The organism is Moritella yayanosii (genome assembly GCF_900465055.1).
Lineage (GTDB): Bacteria > Pseudomonadota > Gammaproteobacteria > Enterobacterales > Moritellaceae > Moritella > Moritella yayanosii.
The window spans coordinates 1,217,258-1,236,472 of record NZ_LS483250.1 but is presented as its reverse complement, the minus strand read 5'-3'; the positions used below and the strand labels follow the sequence as shown (position 1 = coordinate 1,236,472).

The window sequence follows — 19,215 nt, the reverse complement described above, 5'->3', positions numbered from 1 at the left end:
TAGAATAGTAACTTATCAGCGGTTTTTGATTACCTGCAATTGGAGATTATTGTTTATAATTTTTGGCGTGGTCTACAATTAATGCAAGATGGTGAAAACATTCATTAATGGGGCGCTAAGTATGTTAAGAAAATCATTATTATTGGTATTGTTTATGGTGAGTTTTAATGTGTTTGCATTGCAACAGGAGTCAGGAAATACAACCCCGTCAGGCGCCAGTGTATACATTATTAATCCGGTAGACGGAGACATTGTGTCACCAACATTTACGGTTAGGTTTGGTTTACGTGGAATGGGTATTGCACCTGCGGGAATCGATCGCGTTAAAACGGCGCATCACCACTTGCTTATTGATACTAAGGTGTTGCCAAATTTGACTAAACCGTTACAAGCGACAGATAAAGTACGCCATTTTGGTGGTGGTCAAACGGAAACCCAACTAACACTAAAACCGGGTAAGCATACTTTGCAGTTACTGTTGGGGAATTATGCACATGTACCCCATGACCAGCCGCTAATGTCGAAAAAAATAACGGTTATTGTTAAGTAGTGGGTAATAGCCGCCATGATCAGCGGTAGACGCATAGCGTTAAACAGTAATACCGTGATTAAAAACATCGCTAAATACCCTAACGGGATCGAGCTTAATACTGAGGTTAGTTTGGCCGGCCTATCGGTCATCAAGACAGTAAAGTCAGGACTTGGTATTAATGATTTGAATTAATAAGTAAGCTCACGCCAATAACCATTAACATGCAGAACGCAATTTTACGCATGGTATCTAAGCTGATCGGCGGTGGATAACGTCTAGCAATCCAGCTGACTCCAAGTACAACCGGTATACAAATTATTGCGAATAACAGCATGTCGATGGTCAGTCCGCCTTGAATACCGACCATCGTAATTCGGCTGATAGAGCTAACAAAGAAAATGCTTAATAGATATAAACGAATGAGGTTGAGTGTAAAAGGTTGACGATAGAAGATATAAACCAGTGGCGGACCACCCATACTAAACATACCAGTCAAAATACCCGACGCAGTGCCAGCACCAAAGAACATACCTTCACGAGATTGTTGGCGATCTTTATGTGGTGATTGTACAATCATGCTAATACCGGCTCCAATAATGGCGACACCAAGGATATTTTGTAACATTTGGTTGTATTCACTGCTTAAGAATTCAAGTAATGTTAAACCAATAATTAAACCTGGCAGCATCCCCGCAACGGTTAATAATATCAATCGTTTATTGAGTTGTTGAATAGAGCCTTTCAGTATAAAGATACTATTAATTAAGGTAACAAAACTAATTACAACTGAAGTAAATGCAATGGGAACTAAATTAAACGTAGTCACTGTCCCCATGACTATCATGCCTAAAGCAAAGCCTGCGACACTTTGTACGTAGGTTGCGACAGCTATTATGGCCATGAAGGGCAGTAAAGTTTCGACGAGCATGATGTATTCCTAATCGTGGTAATTAATACGAACTCGCGGTATTTACTCATCAAAGTTGGTATGAATGCATTGTTCTGCGTAATTACTTAACATTTTCGAAAGTGGTTTTTATTGTACTGAGAATACAAGCATTACTCAATTAATCTATATCCTTTAACGCGTTATTTAGTGTAAATTAGGAAATGATTTGATTGGAGAGTAAAATGAAACAACCTATTGTTGGTTATCACAAAGATGAAGAGGATGATTGGGTAGCTGAACTAGCATGTGATCATTTTCAGCATGTTCGCCACAACCCACCTTGGTTTTGTCGCCCGTGGGTTGTTACCGTCGATGGACGTGAATCTATGTTAGGGTATGAACTTAACTGTAAAAAATGCGATGAAGGTGCACCTCGCGACAAGGTTTAACGGTTTTATTTTGATTCGCGAAAGTAAATCAAAGCGTATAGTTGGTTTTAATACCTTAAAAAATCACGCTAAAAGGCAAATTTGATGAACACCGCACTCACTTAAGCAGGCGAGTTAATGGCTGGTAAATTGATGTCGGATTAACATGCGTTTTTAAAGTGTTGCGATTTAAGTATCATTCTTTGCGCCGTAGATGCTTCATGTAGTAATTCGCCGAGCCGGGGGATATTAGCATCCCATTCAATCAAGGTCGGGATTGTGTTGCAATGCTGTAAGTAATATTCAAATAGCTGCCATACTTCGGGTGTTACTTTCTGGCTATGTTCTTGGTCGAAGGTGATGCGGTTATTTTTTAATAGTTTATTGCTACCAGAGAGGTGGATCTCGCTGACGATATGGCTTGGTATCGATGCTAAGTAATCATAAGGGTTGAATTCAAGCTGGTGACTACTGATATGAACATTGTTAATATCGAGTAATATTGTACAGTTTGTGGCGGCTTGTAACTCGGTTAAAAAGGCGGCTTCGGTTAGGGTGTTGTTTTTATTTTTGCTATAACAGGCGGGATTTTCGATTGCAATTGCTTGGCCTAAAATTTGTTGAATTTGCGCTATACGCCCAATAACATGCTTTAAGTTCTCTTCTGTATAGGATACTGGCGACGCATCGCTATAATGCTGGCCAGCAATTGAACTCCAACCTAAATGCTCTGATATACAAAATGGCTGATAACGGTCAACCAATTTTTTAATGTTATGAATATGGATGGTATCAAGCAGCTCTTGAGAAGAGAGTGCTAAGCCGACACCGTGTAAACTGATAGGGTAGCGGTCACTGGCTTTATCTAAGTAATAAGTCGCCTCTGAATTAGTCTCAAAGTGATTTTCACTGTGAACTTCTAGCCAGCCTATATCCACTTGGCTATTGGTGAGTTGCTCATAATGCGCTGGACGCATTCCGATCCCAACTAAATCATCTAGCATAAAGTTGTCCTATGTTTAAATACGCCTTTGAAGTTCTGTGCGTTATTGAAAGGAGTATGGGTAAGGTTTTGTGGTTTTGCAAAGTAAATCACACTCAATCTTGTAAGGTATTGAGAGTTGTATTGTATAAGTGTCGAGTATATTATGCTGCAACCGTTATATAACCGCTGTCACGGTAAGTTTAATATCACTATCTGCTTTGCAGCAACAAGGTAATATCGAACCGGGTGCCACGGTGGCTAACGGATCAGTTGTATAAGTCACTGTGCCGGAAGTGAGTATCGTGCGGCAAGCGCCACAATAACCCTGGCGGCACTGGTATTCAATTTGATGTCCAGTGCGCTCAAGTGTATCGAGCAGAGAGCTATCTTGGCTTGAAACCTGAAAGCTCCCTGAATCAGTTGTCAGCGTAATCGGCATTATAAAACGAATGAACCAATATCTGCGTGGTTGATTTCAGCGTTAATTTGACCAACTAGGTATGAGCTGATTTCTGACTCTTGTGGTGCAACTTGTACGTTATCAGAGATTAACCAAGCATTGATCCACGGTAGTGGGTTGCTTTTCACTTCAAACGCCACAGGTAGACCAACGGCCGCCATACGGATATTGGTAATGTATTCAATATAATCAGAAAGAATATCTTTATTCAAGCCTATCATAGACCCATCTTTGAACAGATATTCTGCCCATTCTTTTTCTTGCTGCGCTGCATCGGTAAAGATTTTTTGTGTTTCTTGGAAGCACTCAATCGAGATCTCTTGCATCTCAGGGTCGTCTTTACCGTCCGCCATTAAGTTTAGAATGTGCTGGGTACCGGTTAAATGCAGGGCTTCATCACGGGCAATAAGCTTGATGATTTTAGCGTTACCTTCCATTAATTCACGTTCTGCAAAAGCGAAAGAACAAGCAAAACTGACATAGAAACGGACCGCTTCAAGTACGTTTACCGATACCATTGCTAGGTATAGCTTCTTCTTCACAGCACGCTGGCTAACGACAATGGTTTCACCGTTTATGACATGTGAGCCTTCACCAAGTTGGTGTAGTTGTTGAGTCGCATTGATTAAGTCATCGTAATAACCGGCAATGTCTTTGGCGCGTTTTAGGATCTCTTCATTGGCAACGATATCATCGAATACTTCTGATGGGTCGTTAATAATATTACGAATAATATGGGTGTACGAGCGTGAGTGAATAGTTTCACTGAATGACCAGGTTTCGATCCAAGTTTCTAGTTCTGGTAGTGACACTAGTGGTAAAAATGCAACGTTAGGAGAGCGGCCTTGAATACTGTCTAATAATGTTTGGTATTTCAGGTTACTGATAAAAATGTGTTTTTCGTGATCAGGTAATTGTTGATAATCAATACGGTCTTTACTTACATCAACTTCTTCTGGTCGCCAAAAAAATGATAACTGACGTTCAATTAACTTTTCAAAAATTTCATATTTTTGTTGGTCAAAGCGGGAAACGTTAACATGTTGGCCGAAAAACATGGGTTCTTTTAATTGATCATTTGGGGTTTGGCAAAAAGTAGTGTAACTCATTGGTCATCTCTATTTTATACATTAAATTGGCAGCCTAAGCTGCCAAATGAAAGGGTGTAGGTTATATGTAATATGATTGTTTAGATCTTACATGCGCCGCCTTCACAGTCCTCGTCTTCTTTAACGACATCTACGTCGGATGCACCGTCACGGGTGTTATGGTAGTAAAGCGTTTTTAGGCCGTACTTATACGCTAACATCAGGTCGGTTAACAACGTTGTCATTGGTACTTTTTGCCCTGGGAAACGTTGTGGATCATAGTTAGTGTTAGCTGAAATCGCTTGGTCAACGAATTTCTGCATCAAACCAACCAGTTGTAAATAACCGGTATTACTTGGAATGTCCCAAAGTAACTCGTAGCTATCACGTAGATTTTCGTAATCAGGTACCACTTGTTTCAAGATACCGTCTTTACTTGCTTTAATACTGATTAAACCACGAGGTGGCTCAATACCGTTTGTCGCATTTGAAATCTGGCTTGATGTTTCTGATGGCATCAATGCGGTTAGCGTTGAGTTACGTAAGCCGTGTTCTTTAATTTCGCTACGTAATGTTTCCCAGTCTAGGTGTAATGCTTCATCACAGATCTCATCTAACGATGATTTATAGGTATCAATTGGTAAAATACCTTGAGCGTAAGTTGTTTCATGAAATGCTAAACATGGACCACGTTCTTTCGATAGGTTCATTGACGCTTTTAATAGATAGAATTGAATTGCTTCAAATGTTCTATGCGTTAAGTTGTTGGCACTTCCGTCTGAGTATTTAACCCCATTTTTTGCAAGGTAGTATGCGAAGTTAATCACGCCTATACCTAATGAACGACGCGCCATTGTCGACTTTTCAGCCGCTGGCATTGGGTAGTCTTGGTAATCAAGTAAGCTATCGAGTGCGCGAACTGCAAGGTCTGCAAGATTTTCTAATTCACTTAGGTCTTTAATTGCACCAAGGTTGAACGCTGATAATGTACATAGCGCAATTTCACCATCTTCATCACCAGGGTGTTGCATTGGTTTCGTTGGCAGAGCAATTTCTAGACATAAGTTACTTTGTCTTATCGGAGCTACAGCTGGGTCAAATGGGCTGTGGGTATTGCAGTGATCCACATTCTGAATGTAGATACGACCGGTACTTGCACGTTCTTGCATGAGTAAAGCAAACAGTTCGCTGGCTTTAATCGTTTGCTTGCGAATTGATGGGTCTTGTTCGTAAAGCGTGTATAGACGCTCGAATTCATCCTGATCTTGGAAGAATGCATCATATAAACCATCAACATCAGATGGGCTAAATAAGGTAATGTTTTTGTTATCAATTAAACGTTGGTACATTAAACGGTTAAGTTGCACGCCGTAGTCAAGATGACGTACGCGGTTTTCTTCAACACCCCGGTTATTCTTAAGTACAAGCAGTGATTCAACTTCTAAGTGCCATAATGGGTAGAATAATGTTGCTGCACCACCACGAACGCCACCTTGAGAGCAAGATTTAACGGCTGTCTGGAAGTGTTTGTAGAATGGGATACAACCAGTATGGAATGCTTCGCCACCACGGATTGAGCTACCTAGTGCACGAATACGACCTGCATTGATACCGATACCCGCACGTTGCGACACATATTTAACAATAGAGTTAGATACTGCATTGATAGAATCAAGACTATCGTCACACTCAATCAGTACACACGAGCTGAATTGACGCGTAGGAGTACGCACACCCGCCATAATTGGCGTTGGTAATGAGATCTTAAAGGTTGATGTTGCTTCGTAGAAACGGCGAACATAGTCCATACGCACAGATTTGTCGTAAGTGGCAAATAAGCTCGCCGCTACTAAGATATATAGAAATTGTGGGCTTTCGAAGATGGCACCAGTAACACGGTTTTGTAGTAGGTATTTACCTTCTAACTGTTTAATCGCAGCGTAAGAGAAGTTCATGTCACGCCAGTGATCAACGAACTCATCCATTTCGGCGAATTCTTCAGCAGTATAATCAGCAAGTAGATGTGCATCATAACGTAGCGCATCAACATTGAATTTCACATGGTCATAAAGCGCAGGTGGTTCAAATTTACCGTATGCTTTCTTACGTAGGTGGAATACGGCTAAACGCGCCGACAGATATTGGTAATCTGGCGCTTCTTCACTAATTAAATCCGCCGCAGCCTTGATCATGGTTTCATGTATATCTTCAGTGCGAATACCGTCATAAAATTGGATGTGAGATTTTAACTCGACCAGTGATACTGATACATGATCCAATCCTTTGGCTGCCCATTTGATCACGCGGTGGATCTTTTCAAGATCGATCGTTTCTTGCTTACCGCTGCGTTTTGTAACTAGTAAATTCTTATTCATTTAGCTGACTGACCTTAAAACAATGTTAAGAATGTTGCCACCAACACTAGCATTGATATTCTTGTTAATACACAAGATGTAGTGTTGTCCTGTATTCATGCATACAAGATAGAGGGATAATCGGTGTTTGGCAAGTAGCACTAAACAGAACAACATGCGGATAATTTTGTGAGTTAGTGGCGACTTACATTCTGGCCTCAGTAATCAATTACGGTTAGCAAAAATCAACAGTTAAAGTGAAAAAAAAAGAAAAAAAAGTGTTGCCACACTTGTGTGAGGATCCTCAAATAATTTGATTATATTTACAGCTGATTCGTTTAGAAAACTATCACGCAAGTATTATATTCGAATTTGAGTGGTGGTTGTTATTACAAACAATACCGTCATTTTGTACACAGTAAATTTCATATTACCCATAAAGTAGCTAACTTTGTTTGAGAATGCGGATAAGGACTTAAGTTGAATTATTTAGACTGAGGGTGGCGTACTCACCTAACTGCGAGGGTGCTGTTAGGTGAAAGGATAACGACATCAATTGTGGTATTAATCGATAAGCTGCGTATGTAGCATATAGTTAACGTCAACATTCTCGCCTAGCTTGAACTGATCAACTAATGGAATGTAATGCAGGCCTGTCATGTGGTGGCAATATAGACCCGATTGATCAACCCAGTGTAATAGTTCAGAAGGTCGGATAAATTTCTTATGGTCATGGGTACCGTTTGGTATCATTTTTAGGATTTTCTCGGCACCAACAATCATGAACAAGTATGATTTTAAATTACGGTTAATTGTCGAGAAAAATACATGACCACCCGGTTTTACCAGACGCATGCAAGCGTTCACTACAGACCCGGGATCGGGCACATGCTCTAGCATTTCCATGCAGGTAATAACATCAAAGCTATTTGGTTGTTCTTCTGCTAAATCTTCGATTAATACTTGACGGTATTCAACTTTAGTACCGGATTCAAGTGCGTGCAATTTAGCTACGTTGAGGGGCTCTTTACCCATATCAACTCCAAGTGCTTGTGCACCGCGGCGAGCCATGCTTTCTGTTAAGATACCGCCACCACAGCCTACATCAAGAACTTTTTTTCCAAATAGGCCTCCACAGCGCTCATCTATGTAGTCTAAGCGTAATGGATTGATTTGATGTAATGGCTTGAAGTCACCTGCTGGATCCCACCAACGACTGGCCATGGCTTCAAATTTAGCGATTTCCTGTTTATCTACATTCATACAAAGTCTTCTTGATACGTTAATAAGGTGAAAAAGAAATAGAGGTGAAAAATAATAAATATGGGCACAGTATATAACGATAAAACGATTTCAGAAGTATTATTTATGGGGGAGTGAATAAAATTGTAATCAAGAGAGTTAATTTTCTTATATATTGTATTTGCTGGTAAATATTATGCTAGAATGAATCTCTAAAAAATATAATAGAAAGCACTTTAAAACTTAGGGGTAAAGGCTTATATGAGTAATTTAGCCACATCAATCACACCCATCAATATTGAAGACGAATTAAAAAATTCCTATTTAGATTACGCAATGAGCGTTATTGTTGGTCGTGCTCTTCCTGATGTTCGTGATGGTTTAAAGCCAGTTCATCGCCGTGTTTTATTTGCGATGAACGAACTAAAGAATGATTGGAACAAACCATATAAAAAATCAGCACGTGTTGTTGGTGACGTAATCGGTAAATATCACCCACACGGTGATACAGCTGTTTATGACACTATTGTACGTATGGCGCAGCCTTTCTCTTTGCGCTACATGCTGATTGATGGTCAAGGTAACTTCGGTTCTGTTGACGGCGATTCTGCAGCCGCAATGCGTTATACCGAAATCAGAATGTCAAAAATTGCGCATGAATTACTTGCAGATTTAGACAAGGAAACAGTCGATTTCGTACCTAACTATGATGGTACAGAATTCATTCCGGAAGTTATGCCAACGCGTGTTCCTAACCTATTGGTTAACGGTTCATCGGGTATTGCAGTAGGTATGGCAACCAATATTCCACCTCATAATTTGAACGAGGTGATTAATGCTTGTTTAGCATTAATTCAAAATCCAGACCTAAGTCTTGAAGAAATAATGGAATATATCCCTGGTCCAGATTTCCCAACACACGGTATCATTAATGGTAAAGCAGGCATCGAGCAGGCTTACCGTACTGGTCGTGGTAAAATTCATATTCGTGCTCGCGCTAAAATTGAAACCAATGATCGTGGCAGAGAAACGATTGTTGTTTACCAACTACCGTATCAAGTAAACAAAGCACGTTTGATTGAACGTATTGCTGAGTTTGTGAAAGATAAAAAAATCGAAGGCATCAGTGCACTACGCGACGAATCTGATAAAGATGGTATGCGTATGGTTGTTGAAGTTAAGCGTGATGCCGTTGGTGAAGTGGTACTAAATAATCTTTATGCGCAAACGCAAATGCAGGTTGTATTTGGTATCAATATGGTTGCTTTGATCGACAAGCAACCAAAAATATTCACGTTAAAAGAAATGCTAGATGCGTTCTTACGTCACCGTCGTGAAGTTGTTACACGTCGTACTGTGTTTGAACTGCGTAAAGCGCGTGAGCGTGCTCATATTCTTGAGTCGTTAGCGATTGCATTGGCAAATATTGATGACATTATTACTTTAATCAAGCAATCGGCAACATCTGCAGAAGCGAAAAAAGCCTTGACCAGCCGTGGTTGGCAATTAGGTGACGTGGCTACAATGTTAGAGCGTGCAGGCGATGATGCAGCACGTCCTGAATGGTTAGAGCCTGAATACGGTATTCGAGAAGGTTCGTATTTCTTAACTGAAATACAAGCACAAGCGATCCTAGACTTACGTTTACACAAGCTGACAGGTCTAGAGCACGAGAAGATCCTTAATGAATATAAAGAATTGCTCGATGCTATTGCTGAGTTATTGCATATCCTTAATACGCCTTCGCGTTTACTTGAAGTGATCACTGAAGAGCTACAAGAAATAAAAGATAACTTTGGTGATGAACGTCGTACCGAGATCTCGGCAAGCAGCGCAGACATTAATTTAGAAGACTTAATTGAACGTGAAGAAGTTGTTGTAACACTGTCTCATGAAGGTTATGTTAAGTATCAGCCTATTACCGATTACGAAGCGCAGCGTCGTGGTGGTAAAGGTAAATCAGCAACGAAGATGAAAGAAGAAGATTTCATTGAACGTCTGTTGGTTGCTAATACGCATGATCATATTCTGTGTTTCTCAAGCCGTGGTCGCTTATACTGGATGAAGGTATATCAATTACCATTAGCCAGTCGTCAAGCCCGTGGTAAACCAATTGTTAATTTACTACCACTGCAAGATGGTGAGCGTATTACTGCGATCTTACCAGTGGCCGAATTTGAAGATGACAAGTTTGTCTTCATGGCTACGGCTAACGGTACAGTGAAGAAAACAGCATTAAGTTCATACAGCAAGCCTCGTGCTGGCGGTATCATCGCTGTTAACCTGAATGATGAGGATGAACTGATTGGTGTTGATATCACTGACGGTACTAACGACATTATGTTGTTCTCTGATGAAGGTAAAGTAGTACGTTTCTGCGAGTTTGAAGAAATACCTGTACTTGATGAAGACGGTAACCCTGTTTTAGAAGAAGCTAAACCTGTTCTTGACGAGGAAGGTAACCCGGTTCTTGACGAAGAGGGTAACCCTGTTTTAGAAGAAGCTAAACCTGTTCTTGACGAGGAAGGTAACCCTGTTCTTGATGAAGACGGTAAGCCTGTTTTAGAAGAAGCTAAACCAAAAATCAAGTTTAAAGGTGTACGTCCTATGGGTCGTACAGCGACTGGTGTTCGTGGTATCAAACTTGAAGAAGGCCAAAAAGTTGTTTCGTTGATCGTACCGAAGAACGATGGTGCAATCTTAACAGCAACAGAAAACGGTTTCGGTAAACGAACTGCACTTGGAGAATACCCTGCAAAGAGTCGCGGTACTAAGGGTGTTGTATCAATTAAAGTAAGTGAACGTAACGGTAAAGTTGTTGGCGCCACGCAAGTGCTTGAAGGTGATGAGTTGATGCTTATTACGAATGGCGGTACGCTAGTAAGAACACGTGCTTCTGAAGTATCTATGGTTGGTCGTAATACCCAAGGTGTTCGTTTGATCCGTACTAGTGACGGTGAGCTTGTTGTTGGTTTACAACGTATCGATGAAGTTGAAGAAGATGAGAACGCAGTTGTTGTTGATGCAGAAAATGCAGAAGCAGCAACCGAAGCTCCAGCTACTCCAACGGATGCGACTGCAACTGATGTTACAGATGCAACAGACAGCGCAGAAGAAGCTACTGAAGAGTAATTAAGGGTGGTGCAGTGATGTACTTAACCTAGATCTATAAGGCCTGTTACTCCTAGAGTAACAGGCCTTTTTTGTTTGCCCAGTAAAGCTAGCAAACCCGTTTACTTGCAAGAAAGTGAAGTCACCCTGACTAAGGGAAGATAATCTGAATGGCAAGGGCGTCACTGGTCAACGGAGGGGTCTGAAGGAAGCTATTGGAAGTTAGATGTACACAACTAACCGTAACCTGTTTCGGCGGAATGGGTGGGTAAGCGTCCAAAATTGCGTAAAGCCGACTGCGCATAAAGGGTCACCCTTGCTAGAAAACTTAGTGCGACAACGAAATAAACCTAACCAATATAAACAAAATCAGCAGCAGAGCTCAACAGATTATTACTCGAACTGTAAGAAAAACGCTATCAAGCGAGCCTCGTAAGACGTGTTGAGATCGCTAAAGACGATGGCGGCATAAGGTTACTGGGGATCCCCACAGTTCGAGACCGAATTGTTCAACAATGTTTAGCGAATATAATGATCGCCATATTTTAGAAATAACACTGAAACTTAAAGTGAATGAGCGTAAAACCCATATCGCACGGCTCAGTGCCAAATCAACACCAACTCTAGACATTGGTGAGCACTTTATTTGGCGTCGTTAAGTCTATTTTTTAACAACCACCAGTTCACGGTTTTCAATGTATGTGTACTGCCGCCAATGATAGAAAGGGATCTTACCTTCCTCTATTAAAAAATCTAGCGCCTCTTTAGGGATGCCTTTAGCTAAGGTGTAATCTTCTAATAAGATAGGGTTATCAATGTGGGAGCTTGCCTCTTGAAGGCCTATTGTTCTTGCTTCCTCTAGTGTTGCCTTGCTGCCCCACACTCCAAATAGTAGCCATGCAATTAGGAACACAATAAAAATAATTAACAGCCTTATCATTTCAATCCCCCTATTTCCGAGTAAACCTGTGCATCTACAATTAATTTGAAGATTATTAATTCTTAATTCATAATCTTTGTGAAGCAGGACGTCTCGATTTGTGCATATTATGAATAACAAATCTAACACACTTTACGACATCGGAACACACAAGGACGTATTCTAAACTGGACAAAAAGTCCGCCTCAACTAAGCTTAATTCAGACACAAAGTCAGTTGAGGAAAAAAGCGTTATGAGTCGAGGTACAGTTAAGTGGTTTAATGCAGACAAAGGTTTTGGATTTATCACCCCTGACGAAGGCGGTAATGATTTGTTTGTGCATCATTCCGAAATTCAAACATCTGGTTATGCAACATTAGAAGATGGCCAGAAAGTGGAGTTTGAAGTGGGTAGCGGGCAAAAAGGGCCTTGCGCTACTAATGTAACTGCAATTTAAGTTTACGATTAGTAAAAGGATTAATCACCAATGGGATTAATCCTTTTTTATTGGCTAGATGTAGTAGTCTACGAAACAAGCTTAAGCTTCAATACGATCAAGAATACGTTGCAGTTTAGGGCGACTGATTTTTAAAATGTCACACGCTTTACCTTTATGGCCTGCAACGCGTTCGAGTACTTCGACTGTGTACTGCAACTCAAGATCATGCAAGCTTAACTCGGCGATATCCTGCTGTGGAGACTGGCCTGAAAAAGTCGTGTTACCGCTATAAACGTCTACTGGTTGTGGACTAATGCTTTCAAATAGATCTAGGGTGAGTATTTTCCCAGGGCATAACGCTATCGCTTTGGTTAGCAAGTTTTCCAATTCGCGCACATTACCCGGCCAATCGTAGGCACAAAGCGCTTCCATCGCATCGCGGGCTACCTGATTAATTTGGGTATCCAAGTCACGGTTAATCCGCGCCAATAGGGCCGGGATCAGGAGTGGTAAATCTTCTTTACGTTCTCGTAGTGGCGGAATGTGAATACGTACTACTTGTAAGCGATAAAACAGATCCTCACGGAAGGTTTTATCTTTAATAGCCTGTTGGAAATTGATATTAGTGGCACAGATGATGCGCGCATTGGTGGTTAGTGACAGCTTACCACCTACTGGCGTAAATTCTTTTTCTTGTAGTACGCGCAGTAATTTAGCCTGAATAGATCCCGCTAATTCACCCACTTCATCCAAAAACAAGGTACCATCTTGAGCCTGTTCAAACTTCCCCATGTGGTCGCTAACCGCACCTGTGAACGAGCCTTTCTTATGACCGAACATTTCTGATTCCAGCAAGGTTTCGACCAACGCCGCACAGTTGATTGCGACAAAAGGTTGCGCTGTTTTATTACCAGCATTATGAATAGCTTTGGCCACCATTTCTTTACCGGTACCAGATTCACCGGTGATCATGACGGATGCCTTGGTCATCGCCACTCGACCAATGTTTTTGAATATCTCTTTCATGGCTTTAGAGCAACCAACAATCGAGTTACCACTGCTGTCCGGAATATTGATGGCATCAAGATTACTGTTATTTTGCAACTGTAACGCAGAGCCAACCGCGGCATCAATTTCATCAAGATCTAACGGTTTATGAATGTATTCATCCGCGCCATTTTGCATCGCTTCAATGGTACTTTGCATATCATGAAACGCGGTGATCATAATAATACGGGCATTCGGGCAGAGCTGTTTGAATTCACTGATGCCTTCTAAACCTGATTTACCTTCCATCCGAATATCGAGAATAATGATATTGGGAGAAAATATTTGCGCGATAGCAAGGCCATCATCGACACTATTCGCTGTTTTAACATCATGTTGTTGCGTATTAAAATGTAATTCAAGCGTACGACGGATACCTTTGTCATCGTCGACGATAAGCAATTTACACATATTAGTTAATTACGTCCTTAATCGGTGAAATTGGCTCACTTATGTGGTTAGATAACGGTAATTGTATCTGCGCTAAAGTACCAATCGGATTGATGGGTTTTAAACGTACACTGCCTTTGTGGCTTTCAATGATCTTTTGCACGATAGCCAAGCCTAACCCTGTGCCTTTTGCCTTGGTAGTATAAAAAGGTTCAAATACTTTACTGACCATACAAGGGTCGATGGATGTTCCATTATTGCTAATATCAATTAAGATCATCGAGTTGGAATCAGTGAGTAAGATGTTAGTCGTGACCGTGACTAAAGGGCAAGCTTGCTCGCTGGTTTCTGCCGCCTGAATCGCATTAACGAGCAAATTCTGCAGTGCTTGGCGTAATTTGATCGGGTCGGCATACACAGTCGGCAAGTTGTGCGGGTAGCTAAATTCGATCGCCACGTCTTTTTCTTTCGCCAGACGGCGTTGACTATTAACGGCAAATTCAACCAGTTTATTTAAATCAAGCCATTCGGGTTTAAATTGTTCAGGTCTAGAGTAGGACAGTAAGTCTTCCAAAATAGCTTCCATGTAACGCACTTGCTCAAGTGAGATATCAAACAACTCATCTTGTTCTTTACGCGCATAAATCTGCAGTACCATTTTGATCGAACTCAGCGGGTTTCTTAAATCATGGGCGATCATGTTGACGACTTTACCTACTGCCGCCAGTTTGTCTTGTTTTGCATGTAATGCTTCTTGTTCCTGCATTTCATGAGCAAGCTGTTTCTCTTTGGTAATATCTTGTTTTACCGCAACAAAATACAGGGCATTGCCAGCACTGTCTTTGACTGGCGATATACGCGCTCGTTCCCAAAATAAGTCGCCGTTCTTTTTCTTATTATGGAATTCACCACGCCATTCGTCACCACGTTGAATAGTTTGTCGAAGGCTGTCATAACCGACTTCTGGCATTTCGCCGGATTGTAGAAACTTAGGCGTGATACCCAGTACTTCATGTTTTTTATAACCGGTGAGTTCGCAAAATACCGGGTTTACATAGATGATTTCACCTGTGATCTCGGTGATCATGACCGAGTTATGGCTTTGCTCTACGGCGTGACTTAAGCGCTGCAGTTGGTCCTGTTCCATTTTATGTTCTGTGACATCTTCACCAATAAAGGTGGCTGTGGCGAGATTATTACCGTGGGCTTTAGAATAGGTACTGCTCCATGAAACCAAGACCACTTCACCGCAATTTGTTTGTACTACAGTTTCGACTTTGGTTTGATTTAACTCTTGTACTAGTGCTTGCTTCAACGCCTCTGCTGCTTGCTGTTGTAGCTTTTGCGGAATGAAAGTATCAACCCAGCATTTGCCAATGACTTGATGTTTTTGATAACCAACCAAGTTTAAGAAAAAGTCATTACAAAAAGTAATGATGCCATCACTGTTAATGGATACCGCAATAAACTGGATGTTCTCTAACGTTAATCTGAATTGTTTATCATATGCCTGTTGCTCACGTAGGTTGTTGGTTTGTTGGTAGTGATAGCGGAACAGAAAAATCAAAGAACTGAGGACCATCGTTAAGGTAATATAGAGCAGCATGTAATTATCGGCAAAGGCGATACGGGCTAAATTAAAGCGTTGCTTGGGAAATACTGAGGCAATCGTCCAACGGCCACTGCGATTAGAAAACGTTTGCGTGAAGGTGATGTAGCTGTCTTGAAGTAATATCTGTCCTTGATGTTTCTGGCTCATAAGCTCGAGTAACTCGTCACTCAGTTGCTTGCTGGTATTGAATTGAAATGGCGGTGGTGTATCGGGTGACTTATGTTTCGATGTAAGCGTAGATAGCGCTGATGTAACCGGTTGAATAATCGCGACGCCTTCCGCATTGAGTATGTATAAATGCTCAATAAAATTGGGCGAGATATGTAATAAGCGATTAATCAGTTTACGGCCTTTGTAATTTAAAATTATCGCGCCTATTTTTTCATCTTGGATATTAAAAACCGGCACGCCAATCCGGATAGTGGGATTAAGTGGCTGTTGGATTTGACCTGCTTCGATATTCAGATCCATCGGCGAGATATAGACATTGCCTTGACTCAGTTGCATGGTCTTTTGAAAGTAATAACGTTTTGATTTATTTTGTAGATCTTGGCTATCAACCGTGTAAATTTTATTTGAGATATTATTAACACGAATACGTTCGTAACCTTGTATGTCTATAAAACGGATTTGCTCGTAATTATCATCATTTTTACTTAATTCAATAAAATAATTGGTTAACGGTGCCGTATTACTGTCATCTATTGATATCTGTTTCGCAATATAAGACAGCATGAGGGCATCGGATGTCATGCTATTTAGGCTATCATTCAGTAGTTTTTCGATTAACTCAACAATCACTTGTTCATTGTGTAATGAGTATTGCTTGTCCTTTGCAATGTTTAGCGAGTAGTGGATCATCATGATAATAAAAATAACTAACCAACAAGGTAATAACCAATAGGCTAAGTCTTTAGAAAATTTTTTGTGGTTAGTGGTTATGTCCATATTATTACCCGAGTATTCAGAGCGCATAAAAGATCCATTTAAAGCAATTACAGCCAGTTTCTTGACTAAATGAGTGTGATAAAAAATGGCACCTAATCCCGGTGCCATTGATAATACTTACACTAAATAAATTAATGAATTGCGTTATATCACGTTATGCAGTAAATGCAAGTAAATGGCCTGCAAGTTGAATCGATAATGGTTGTCGATGGTCGCTATATGTAGCAATATTGTCGGTTAAAATTGCCAGTGCTTGTTGTTGTTTGGCAAAGAACAAGGGCGCTGCGATTACATTACTTTCTTGATCGCTAACCGCTAATTCAATTAATACGGGGAGGTATTTTGATAAGTCGATTTTAGCTAAAATTTGCAGGGCTAACTTACGTACTCCGCCAGCTGGATCGTGTATTTTCTTGGCGATAATGTCACCAGTTTGCTGCTGGTGGCGCTGTAATAAGCGTTTGCTTTCTAATTGGTCCTTGAGTGCTGTTAAGCAGCAGACTCGAACGTGTTCATTTTCGTCATCGGCACCAACCAGTAATATTGGCAGGGCTTTGTTTAGCGGCATGTGAGTTAAAAACTGCGCAGCAGATTGCTTACATAATGGATCACCATAATGCAGGGTATAACCTGCGGCACCAATCCCATTTCTCAATACTTTATAGTCGTGATGCTTGGCGATATTGGTTAACGCTTGAAATAACTCATGCTGTTCTTTCGGCGTCGCGCCGAGCATTGCTTCAATCAGCAAGCCTGCAGCAGATTCAGTTTTACTGTGGCCGAGCGCTCTGATCGCTAATAGTTTACTGTCGGTTTGTGGTAAACGGGCAATTTTTTTACGATTTAATGCCAGATTTTCACCGGTATCGAGATGGTCGCGCACAATGTTACTGTAGTCGGTAAATTCATCATCGAGGCCGTCAATCATTTCCAGCAAGGTCTGATCATCGGGTTTGTCATCTGCCGATATGAGGGTTGCCTCAATGTTAGATTGCTGAATTGCCGCCAGTGTTGATACTGGGGCATTATCAAATCCTTGGTCTTCGGGAAATTTATCGCCATGTTTAGCTAATAGTGCTTCTAGCTTAATGCGACCTGCTGTTTTTTCAGGTTTGTTATCACTGTTCTCAGCACTAACATCAACGTCATCAACTTGGGTAATGGCGATGGTATCCTCTTGTGAGGCAAGGCCAAGTAACAGTTGTTTTAGCCATTTTAGGCTGTCGTCATTGGTTTCGCTGGTGATGGCTTCTAATGCCGATTGGCGTAGGGCTACATCGGTTTCATCGTTCTCCAGCAGTGCTTTCAATACCGGGAATGACAGGTCTGCATGTTGTTTAAATTGGCTTAACTGTCGGAGTAATTGTGCGCGCTGATACAGAGGTAAATAACGATCTTGTATTGCCGTTAAACAGCTATTTAATGCCGTTAAATAGACATCCGAATAATCTATTATTTGTGCTTCAGTCAGTGTTGAAAAGCAGTTGATGATGGCAATTTTGATGTTGTTATCACTGTGTGTGAGTAATGGTTGCAGCCAGTCAATGTCTGCTGTGGTTAATTTATCATTTTGGCGGGAAAGTAAATTGATTAAACTCGGTAAACTTGAATCAGGTGCTTGTTTGATGAATGGCATTAACCTCGTTGGTTGTAACGTGGCTAATTGATTTAGTTGATTGAGTGTGGATGTTGCAGCCTCTTGGACACTGGGTTCGCTGTCGCTCAAGCACGCAATGATGTCAGCTAAATAGGCTTGTACATTTTGACCCTGGCCATGGGTAGCAAGGGCTTTGAGCGCTATTTTTTTTATCTCACTATCGTCGCACTTTAAACAAGCTGCCATATGATCGAGTGCTGCGGTGGTTGCGCTGCTGGCAAAGGCACGGGCAAGTCGGCGTTGCTTCATTTTTCGTGCTGTGGTCCAGTGCTGTAATAAAATCTGAGGTTGGAAATCGACTAACGCACGATAAAGCGCCAATTCAAGCTCGGGTTCTGGATCTTGGGTTAATAACTCAATAAACAAACTACCGAACAAATCGCTGTTCTGTGTAGTTTGAATTGAACTGAGTAATTGTACCGCGGTTAATTGCAGATCCCACCAATCATCCCAGTCACCGCTGAGTCCCAAATCATCTTTCTCGGTGCGACCTGTTGCAAAACGGGTCAGCGTGTCGACAACCCGTTGTGGTTCGTTGTTATATTGTTTTGTGATAGCCGATAATGCTGCTAATCGTGCGTCGCTATCCGGATGGTTAATCGCCACATCTTGTAAGCTATCTAAATCACCAGCACAAACTGTGGCAAGAGCAGTTGCTGCATCAATTACCACATCAGGGTCTTGATGATATAAACACGCGTTAAGCGCTGGGGTAACCGTGGTTATTTTAGCTGCACTTATCGCCCGGGCTGAATAGCAACGCTGCGCTTCGTCACCAGTTTCCAGTAATTTACTTAATTCATTAATAGCTGCATTTGTCTGTGTCATGTTGGAATTCATTCGATTCACTCTCTCTGCATTTATCTATATCAGGTGTATAGCATAAAACATGCCGAAATAGATTATTTGTTGAATCACCAGTGATTGCGTGGCTTGGGAGGTAAATCCTTGTTCTGTCTGTTTTATTACATACCGGATAATTTAACGATTCATTCAACTATACATTTTATTATTTAATAAAACGTTACAGATCCAACGATGTTAACTCACTCACGTTTTAGTTTAACCTGCTGTTATATATGATTTTATTTAATTTCGTTGTTTTGGCCTAGT

General features: G+C 41.1%; 15 protein-coding genes. 5 read left to right on the top strand and 10 right to left on the bottom strand.

Annotation, left to right across the window (positions count from 1 at the left end):
• The first annotated feature begins 121 nt into the window (after positions 1-121).
• Positions 122-550: a DUF4399 domain-containing protein gene (locus tag MORIYA_RS05550; protein ID WP_112718464.1), complete on the top strand. Its 429-nt coding sequence runs from the start codon at positions 122-124 to the stop codon at positions 548-550.
• Between the two features lie 157 nt (positions 551-707).
• Here the strand turns inward: MORIYA_RS05550 and MORIYA_RS05545 are convergent, their stop codons facing one another.
• The gene (locus MORIYA_RS05545) at positions 708-1,460 is read right to left on the bottom strand and encodes a sulfite exporter TauE/SafE family protein (protein ID WP_112713389.1); all 753 of its coding nucleotides are present in this window, start codon (positions 1,458-1,460) and stop codon (positions 708-710) included.
• A gap of 203 nt (positions 1,461-1,663) precedes the next feature.
• Between MORIYA_RS05545 and MORIYA_RS05540 the strand changes: the two genes are divergently transcribed.
• Positions 1,664-1,870: a DUF3565 domain-containing protein gene (locus tag MORIYA_RS05540; RefSeq protein ID WP_112713387.1), complete on the top strand. Its 207-nt coding sequence runs from the start codon at positions 1,664-1,666 to the stop codon at positions 1,868-1,870.
• A 140-nt stretch (positions 1,871-2,010) separates the two neighbouring features.
• Here MORIYA_RS05540 and MORIYA_RS05535 read toward each other — a convergent pair whose 3' ends face one another.
• The 5 genes from MORIYA_RS05535 to ubiG form a co-directional block, all read right to left on the bottom strand.
• Positions 2,011-2,853, bottom strand: a complete 843-nt coding sequence (locus MORIYA_RS05535) for a DUF692 domain-containing protein (RefSeq protein ID WP_112713385.1) — start codon at positions 2,851-2,853, stop codon at positions 2,011-2,013.
• A gap of 156 nt (positions 2,854-3,009) precedes the next feature.
• Positions 3,010-3,273, bottom strand: a complete 264-nt coding sequence (gene yfaE / locus MORIYA_RS05530) for a class I ribonucleotide reductase maintenance protein YfaE (protein ID WP_112713383.1) — start codon at positions 3,271-3,273, stop codon at positions 3,010-3,012.
• The gene (gene nrdB, locus MORIYA_RS05525; RefSeq protein ID WP_112713381.1) at positions 3,273-4,403 is read right to left on the bottom strand and encodes a class Ia ribonucleoside-diphosphate reductase subunit beta; all 1,131 of its coding nucleotides are present in this window, start codon (positions 4,401-4,403) and stop codon (positions 3,273-3,275) included. Before nrdB ends, yfaE begins: the two co-directional genes overlap by 1 nt.
• Positions 4,404-4,483: 80 nt before the next feature.
• Entirely contained in the window at positions 4,484-6,757 is a 2,274-nt protein-coding gene (gene nrdA / locus MORIYA_RS05520) for a class 1a ribonucleoside-diphosphate reductase subunit alpha (RefSeq protein ID WP_112713379.1), read from the bottom strand.
• A 543-nt stretch (positions 6,758-7,300) separates the two neighbouring features.
• The gene (gene ubiG, locus MORIYA_RS05515) at positions 7,301-7,999 is read right to left on the bottom strand and encodes a bifunctional 2-polyprenyl-6-hydroxyphenol methylase/3-demethylubiquinol 3-O-methyltransferase UbiG (RefSeq protein WP_112713377.1); all 699 of its coding nucleotides are present in this window, start codon (positions 7,997-7,999) and stop codon (positions 7,301-7,303) included.
• A gap of 240 nt (positions 8,000-8,239) precedes the next feature.
• Between ubiG and gyrA the strand changes: the two genes are divergently transcribed.
• Both gyrA and MORIYA_RS20760 read left to right on the top strand, forming a co-directional pair.
• Positions 8,240-11,110 carry a DNA topoisomerase (ATP-hydrolyzing) subunit A gene (gene gyrA / locus MORIYA_RS05510; RefSeq protein ID WP_112713375.1) on the top strand — a complete coding sequence of 957 codons (2,871 nt, stop codon included), beginning with the start codon at positions 8,240-8,242 and terminating at the stop codon, positions 11,108-11,110.
• A gap of 494 nt (positions 11,111-11,604) precedes the next feature.
• The gene (locus MORIYA_RS20760; protein WP_162629235.1) at positions 11,605-11,748 is read left to right on the top strand and encodes a hypothetical protein; all 144 of its coding nucleotides are present in this window, start codon (positions 11,605-11,607) and stop codon (positions 11,746-11,748) included.
• Positions 11,749-11,750: 2 nt separating this feature from the next.
• On the opposite strand, the gene MORIYA_RS05500 is transcribed toward MORIYA_RS20760, so the two are convergent.
• The gene (locus tag MORIYA_RS05500) at positions 11,751-12,029 is read right to left on the bottom strand and encodes a hypothetical protein (RefSeq protein WP_112713373.1); all 279 of its coding nucleotides are present in this window, start codon (positions 12,027-12,029) and stop codon (positions 11,751-11,753) included.
• A 233-nt stretch (positions 12,030-12,262) separates the two neighbouring features.
• Here MORIYA_RS05500 and MORIYA_RS05495 point away from each other — a divergent pair, with 233 nt between their 5' ends.
• Positions 12,263-12,466, top strand: a complete 204-nt coding sequence (locus MORIYA_RS05495; RefSeq protein WP_006033612.1) for a cold-shock protein — start codon at positions 12,263-12,265, stop codon at positions 12,464-12,466.
• Positions 12,467-12,547: 81 nt separating this feature from the next.
• Here MORIYA_RS05495 and MORIYA_RS05490 read toward each other — a convergent pair whose 3' ends face one another.
• The 3 genes from MORIYA_RS05490 to MORIYA_RS05480 all read right to left on the bottom strand — a co-directional run bounded on the left by MORIYA_RS05490 (position 12,548) and on the right by MORIYA_RS05480 (position 18,930).
• Positions 12,548-13,906 carry a sigma-54-dependent transcriptional regulator gene (locus tag MORIYA_RS05490; protein WP_112713371.1) on the bottom strand — a complete coding sequence of 453 codons (1,359 nt, stop codon included), beginning with the start codon at positions 13,904-13,906 and terminating at the stop codon, positions 12,548-12,550.
• A 1-nt stretch (position 13,907) separates the two neighbouring features.
• Positions 13,908-16,472 carry a PAS domain S-box protein gene (locus tag MORIYA_RS05485; protein WP_112713369.1) on the bottom strand — a complete coding sequence of 855 codons (2,565 nt, stop codon included), beginning with the start codon at positions 16,470-16,472 and terminating at the stop codon, positions 13,908-13,910.
• A 127-nt stretch (positions 16,473-16,599) separates the two neighbouring features.
• On the bottom strand, positions 16,600-18,930 hold the full coding sequence (locus tag MORIYA_RS05480; RefSeq protein WP_112713367.1) for a HEAT repeat domain-containing protein: 2,331 nt from the start codon (positions 18,928-18,930) through the stop codon (positions 16,600-16,602).
• Positions 18,931-19,215: the final 285 nt, after the last annotated feature.

Excerpts from the sequence above, each read along its gene's own strand:
- MORIYA_RS05550 (WP_112718464.1), top strand. The coding sequence starts at position 122 with ATGTTAAGAAAATCATTATTATTGGTATTGTTTATGGTGAGTTTTAAT.
- MORIYA_RS05545 (WP_112713389.1), bottom strand. The coding sequence starts at position 1,460 with ATGCTCGTCGAAACTTTACTGCCCTTCATGGCCATAATAGCTGTCGCA.
- MORIYA_RS05540 (WP_112713387.1), top strand. The coding sequence starts at position 1,664 with ATGAAACAACCTATTGTTGGTTATCACAAAGATGAAGAGGATGATTGG.
- MORIYA_RS05535 (WP_112713385.1), bottom strand. The coding sequence starts at position 2,853 with ATGCTAGATGATTTAGTTGGGATCGGAATGCGTCCAGCGCATTATGAG.
- yfaE (WP_112713383.1), bottom strand. The coding sequence starts at position 3,273 with ATGCCGATTACGCTGACAACTGATTCAGGGAGCTTTCAGGTTTCAAGC.
- nrdB (WP_112713381.1), bottom strand. The coding sequence starts at position 4,403 with ATGAGTTACACTACTTTTTGCCAAACCCCAAATGATCAATTAAAAGAA.
- nrdA (WP_112713379.1), bottom strand. The coding sequence starts at position 6,757 with ATGAATAAGAATTTACTAGTTACAAAACGCAGCGGTAAGCAAGAAACG.
- ubiG (WP_112713377.1), bottom strand. The coding sequence starts at position 7,999 with ATGAATGTAGATAAACAGGAAATCGCTAAATTTGAAGCCATGGCCAGT.
- gyrA (WP_112713375.1), top strand. The coding sequence starts at position 8,240 with ATGAGTAATTTAGCCACATCAATCACACCCATCAATATTGAAGACGAA.
- MORIYA_RS20760 (WP_162629235.1), top strand. The coding sequence starts at position 11,605 with ATGTTTAGCGAATATAATGATCGCCATATTTTAGAAATAACACTGAAA.
- MORIYA_RS05500 (WP_112713373.1), bottom strand. The coding sequence starts at position 12,029 with ATGATAAGGCTGTTAATTATTTTTATTGTGTTCCTAATTGCATGGCTA.
- MORIYA_RS05495 (WP_006033612.1), top strand. The coding sequence starts at position 12,263 with ATGAGTCGAGGTACAGTTAAGTGGTTTAATGCAGACAAAGGTTTTGGA.
- MORIYA_RS05490 (WP_112713371.1), bottom strand. The coding sequence starts at position 13,906 with ATGTGTAAATTGCTTATCGTCGACGATGACAAAGGTATCCGTCGTACG.
- MORIYA_RS05485 (WP_112713369.1), bottom strand. The coding sequence starts at position 16,472 with ATGCGCTCTGAATACTCGGGTAATAATATGGACATAACCACTAACCAC.
- MORIYA_RS05480 (WP_112713367.1), bottom strand. The coding sequence starts at position 18,930 with ATGACACAGACAAATGCAGCTATTAATGAATTAAGTAAATTACTGGAA.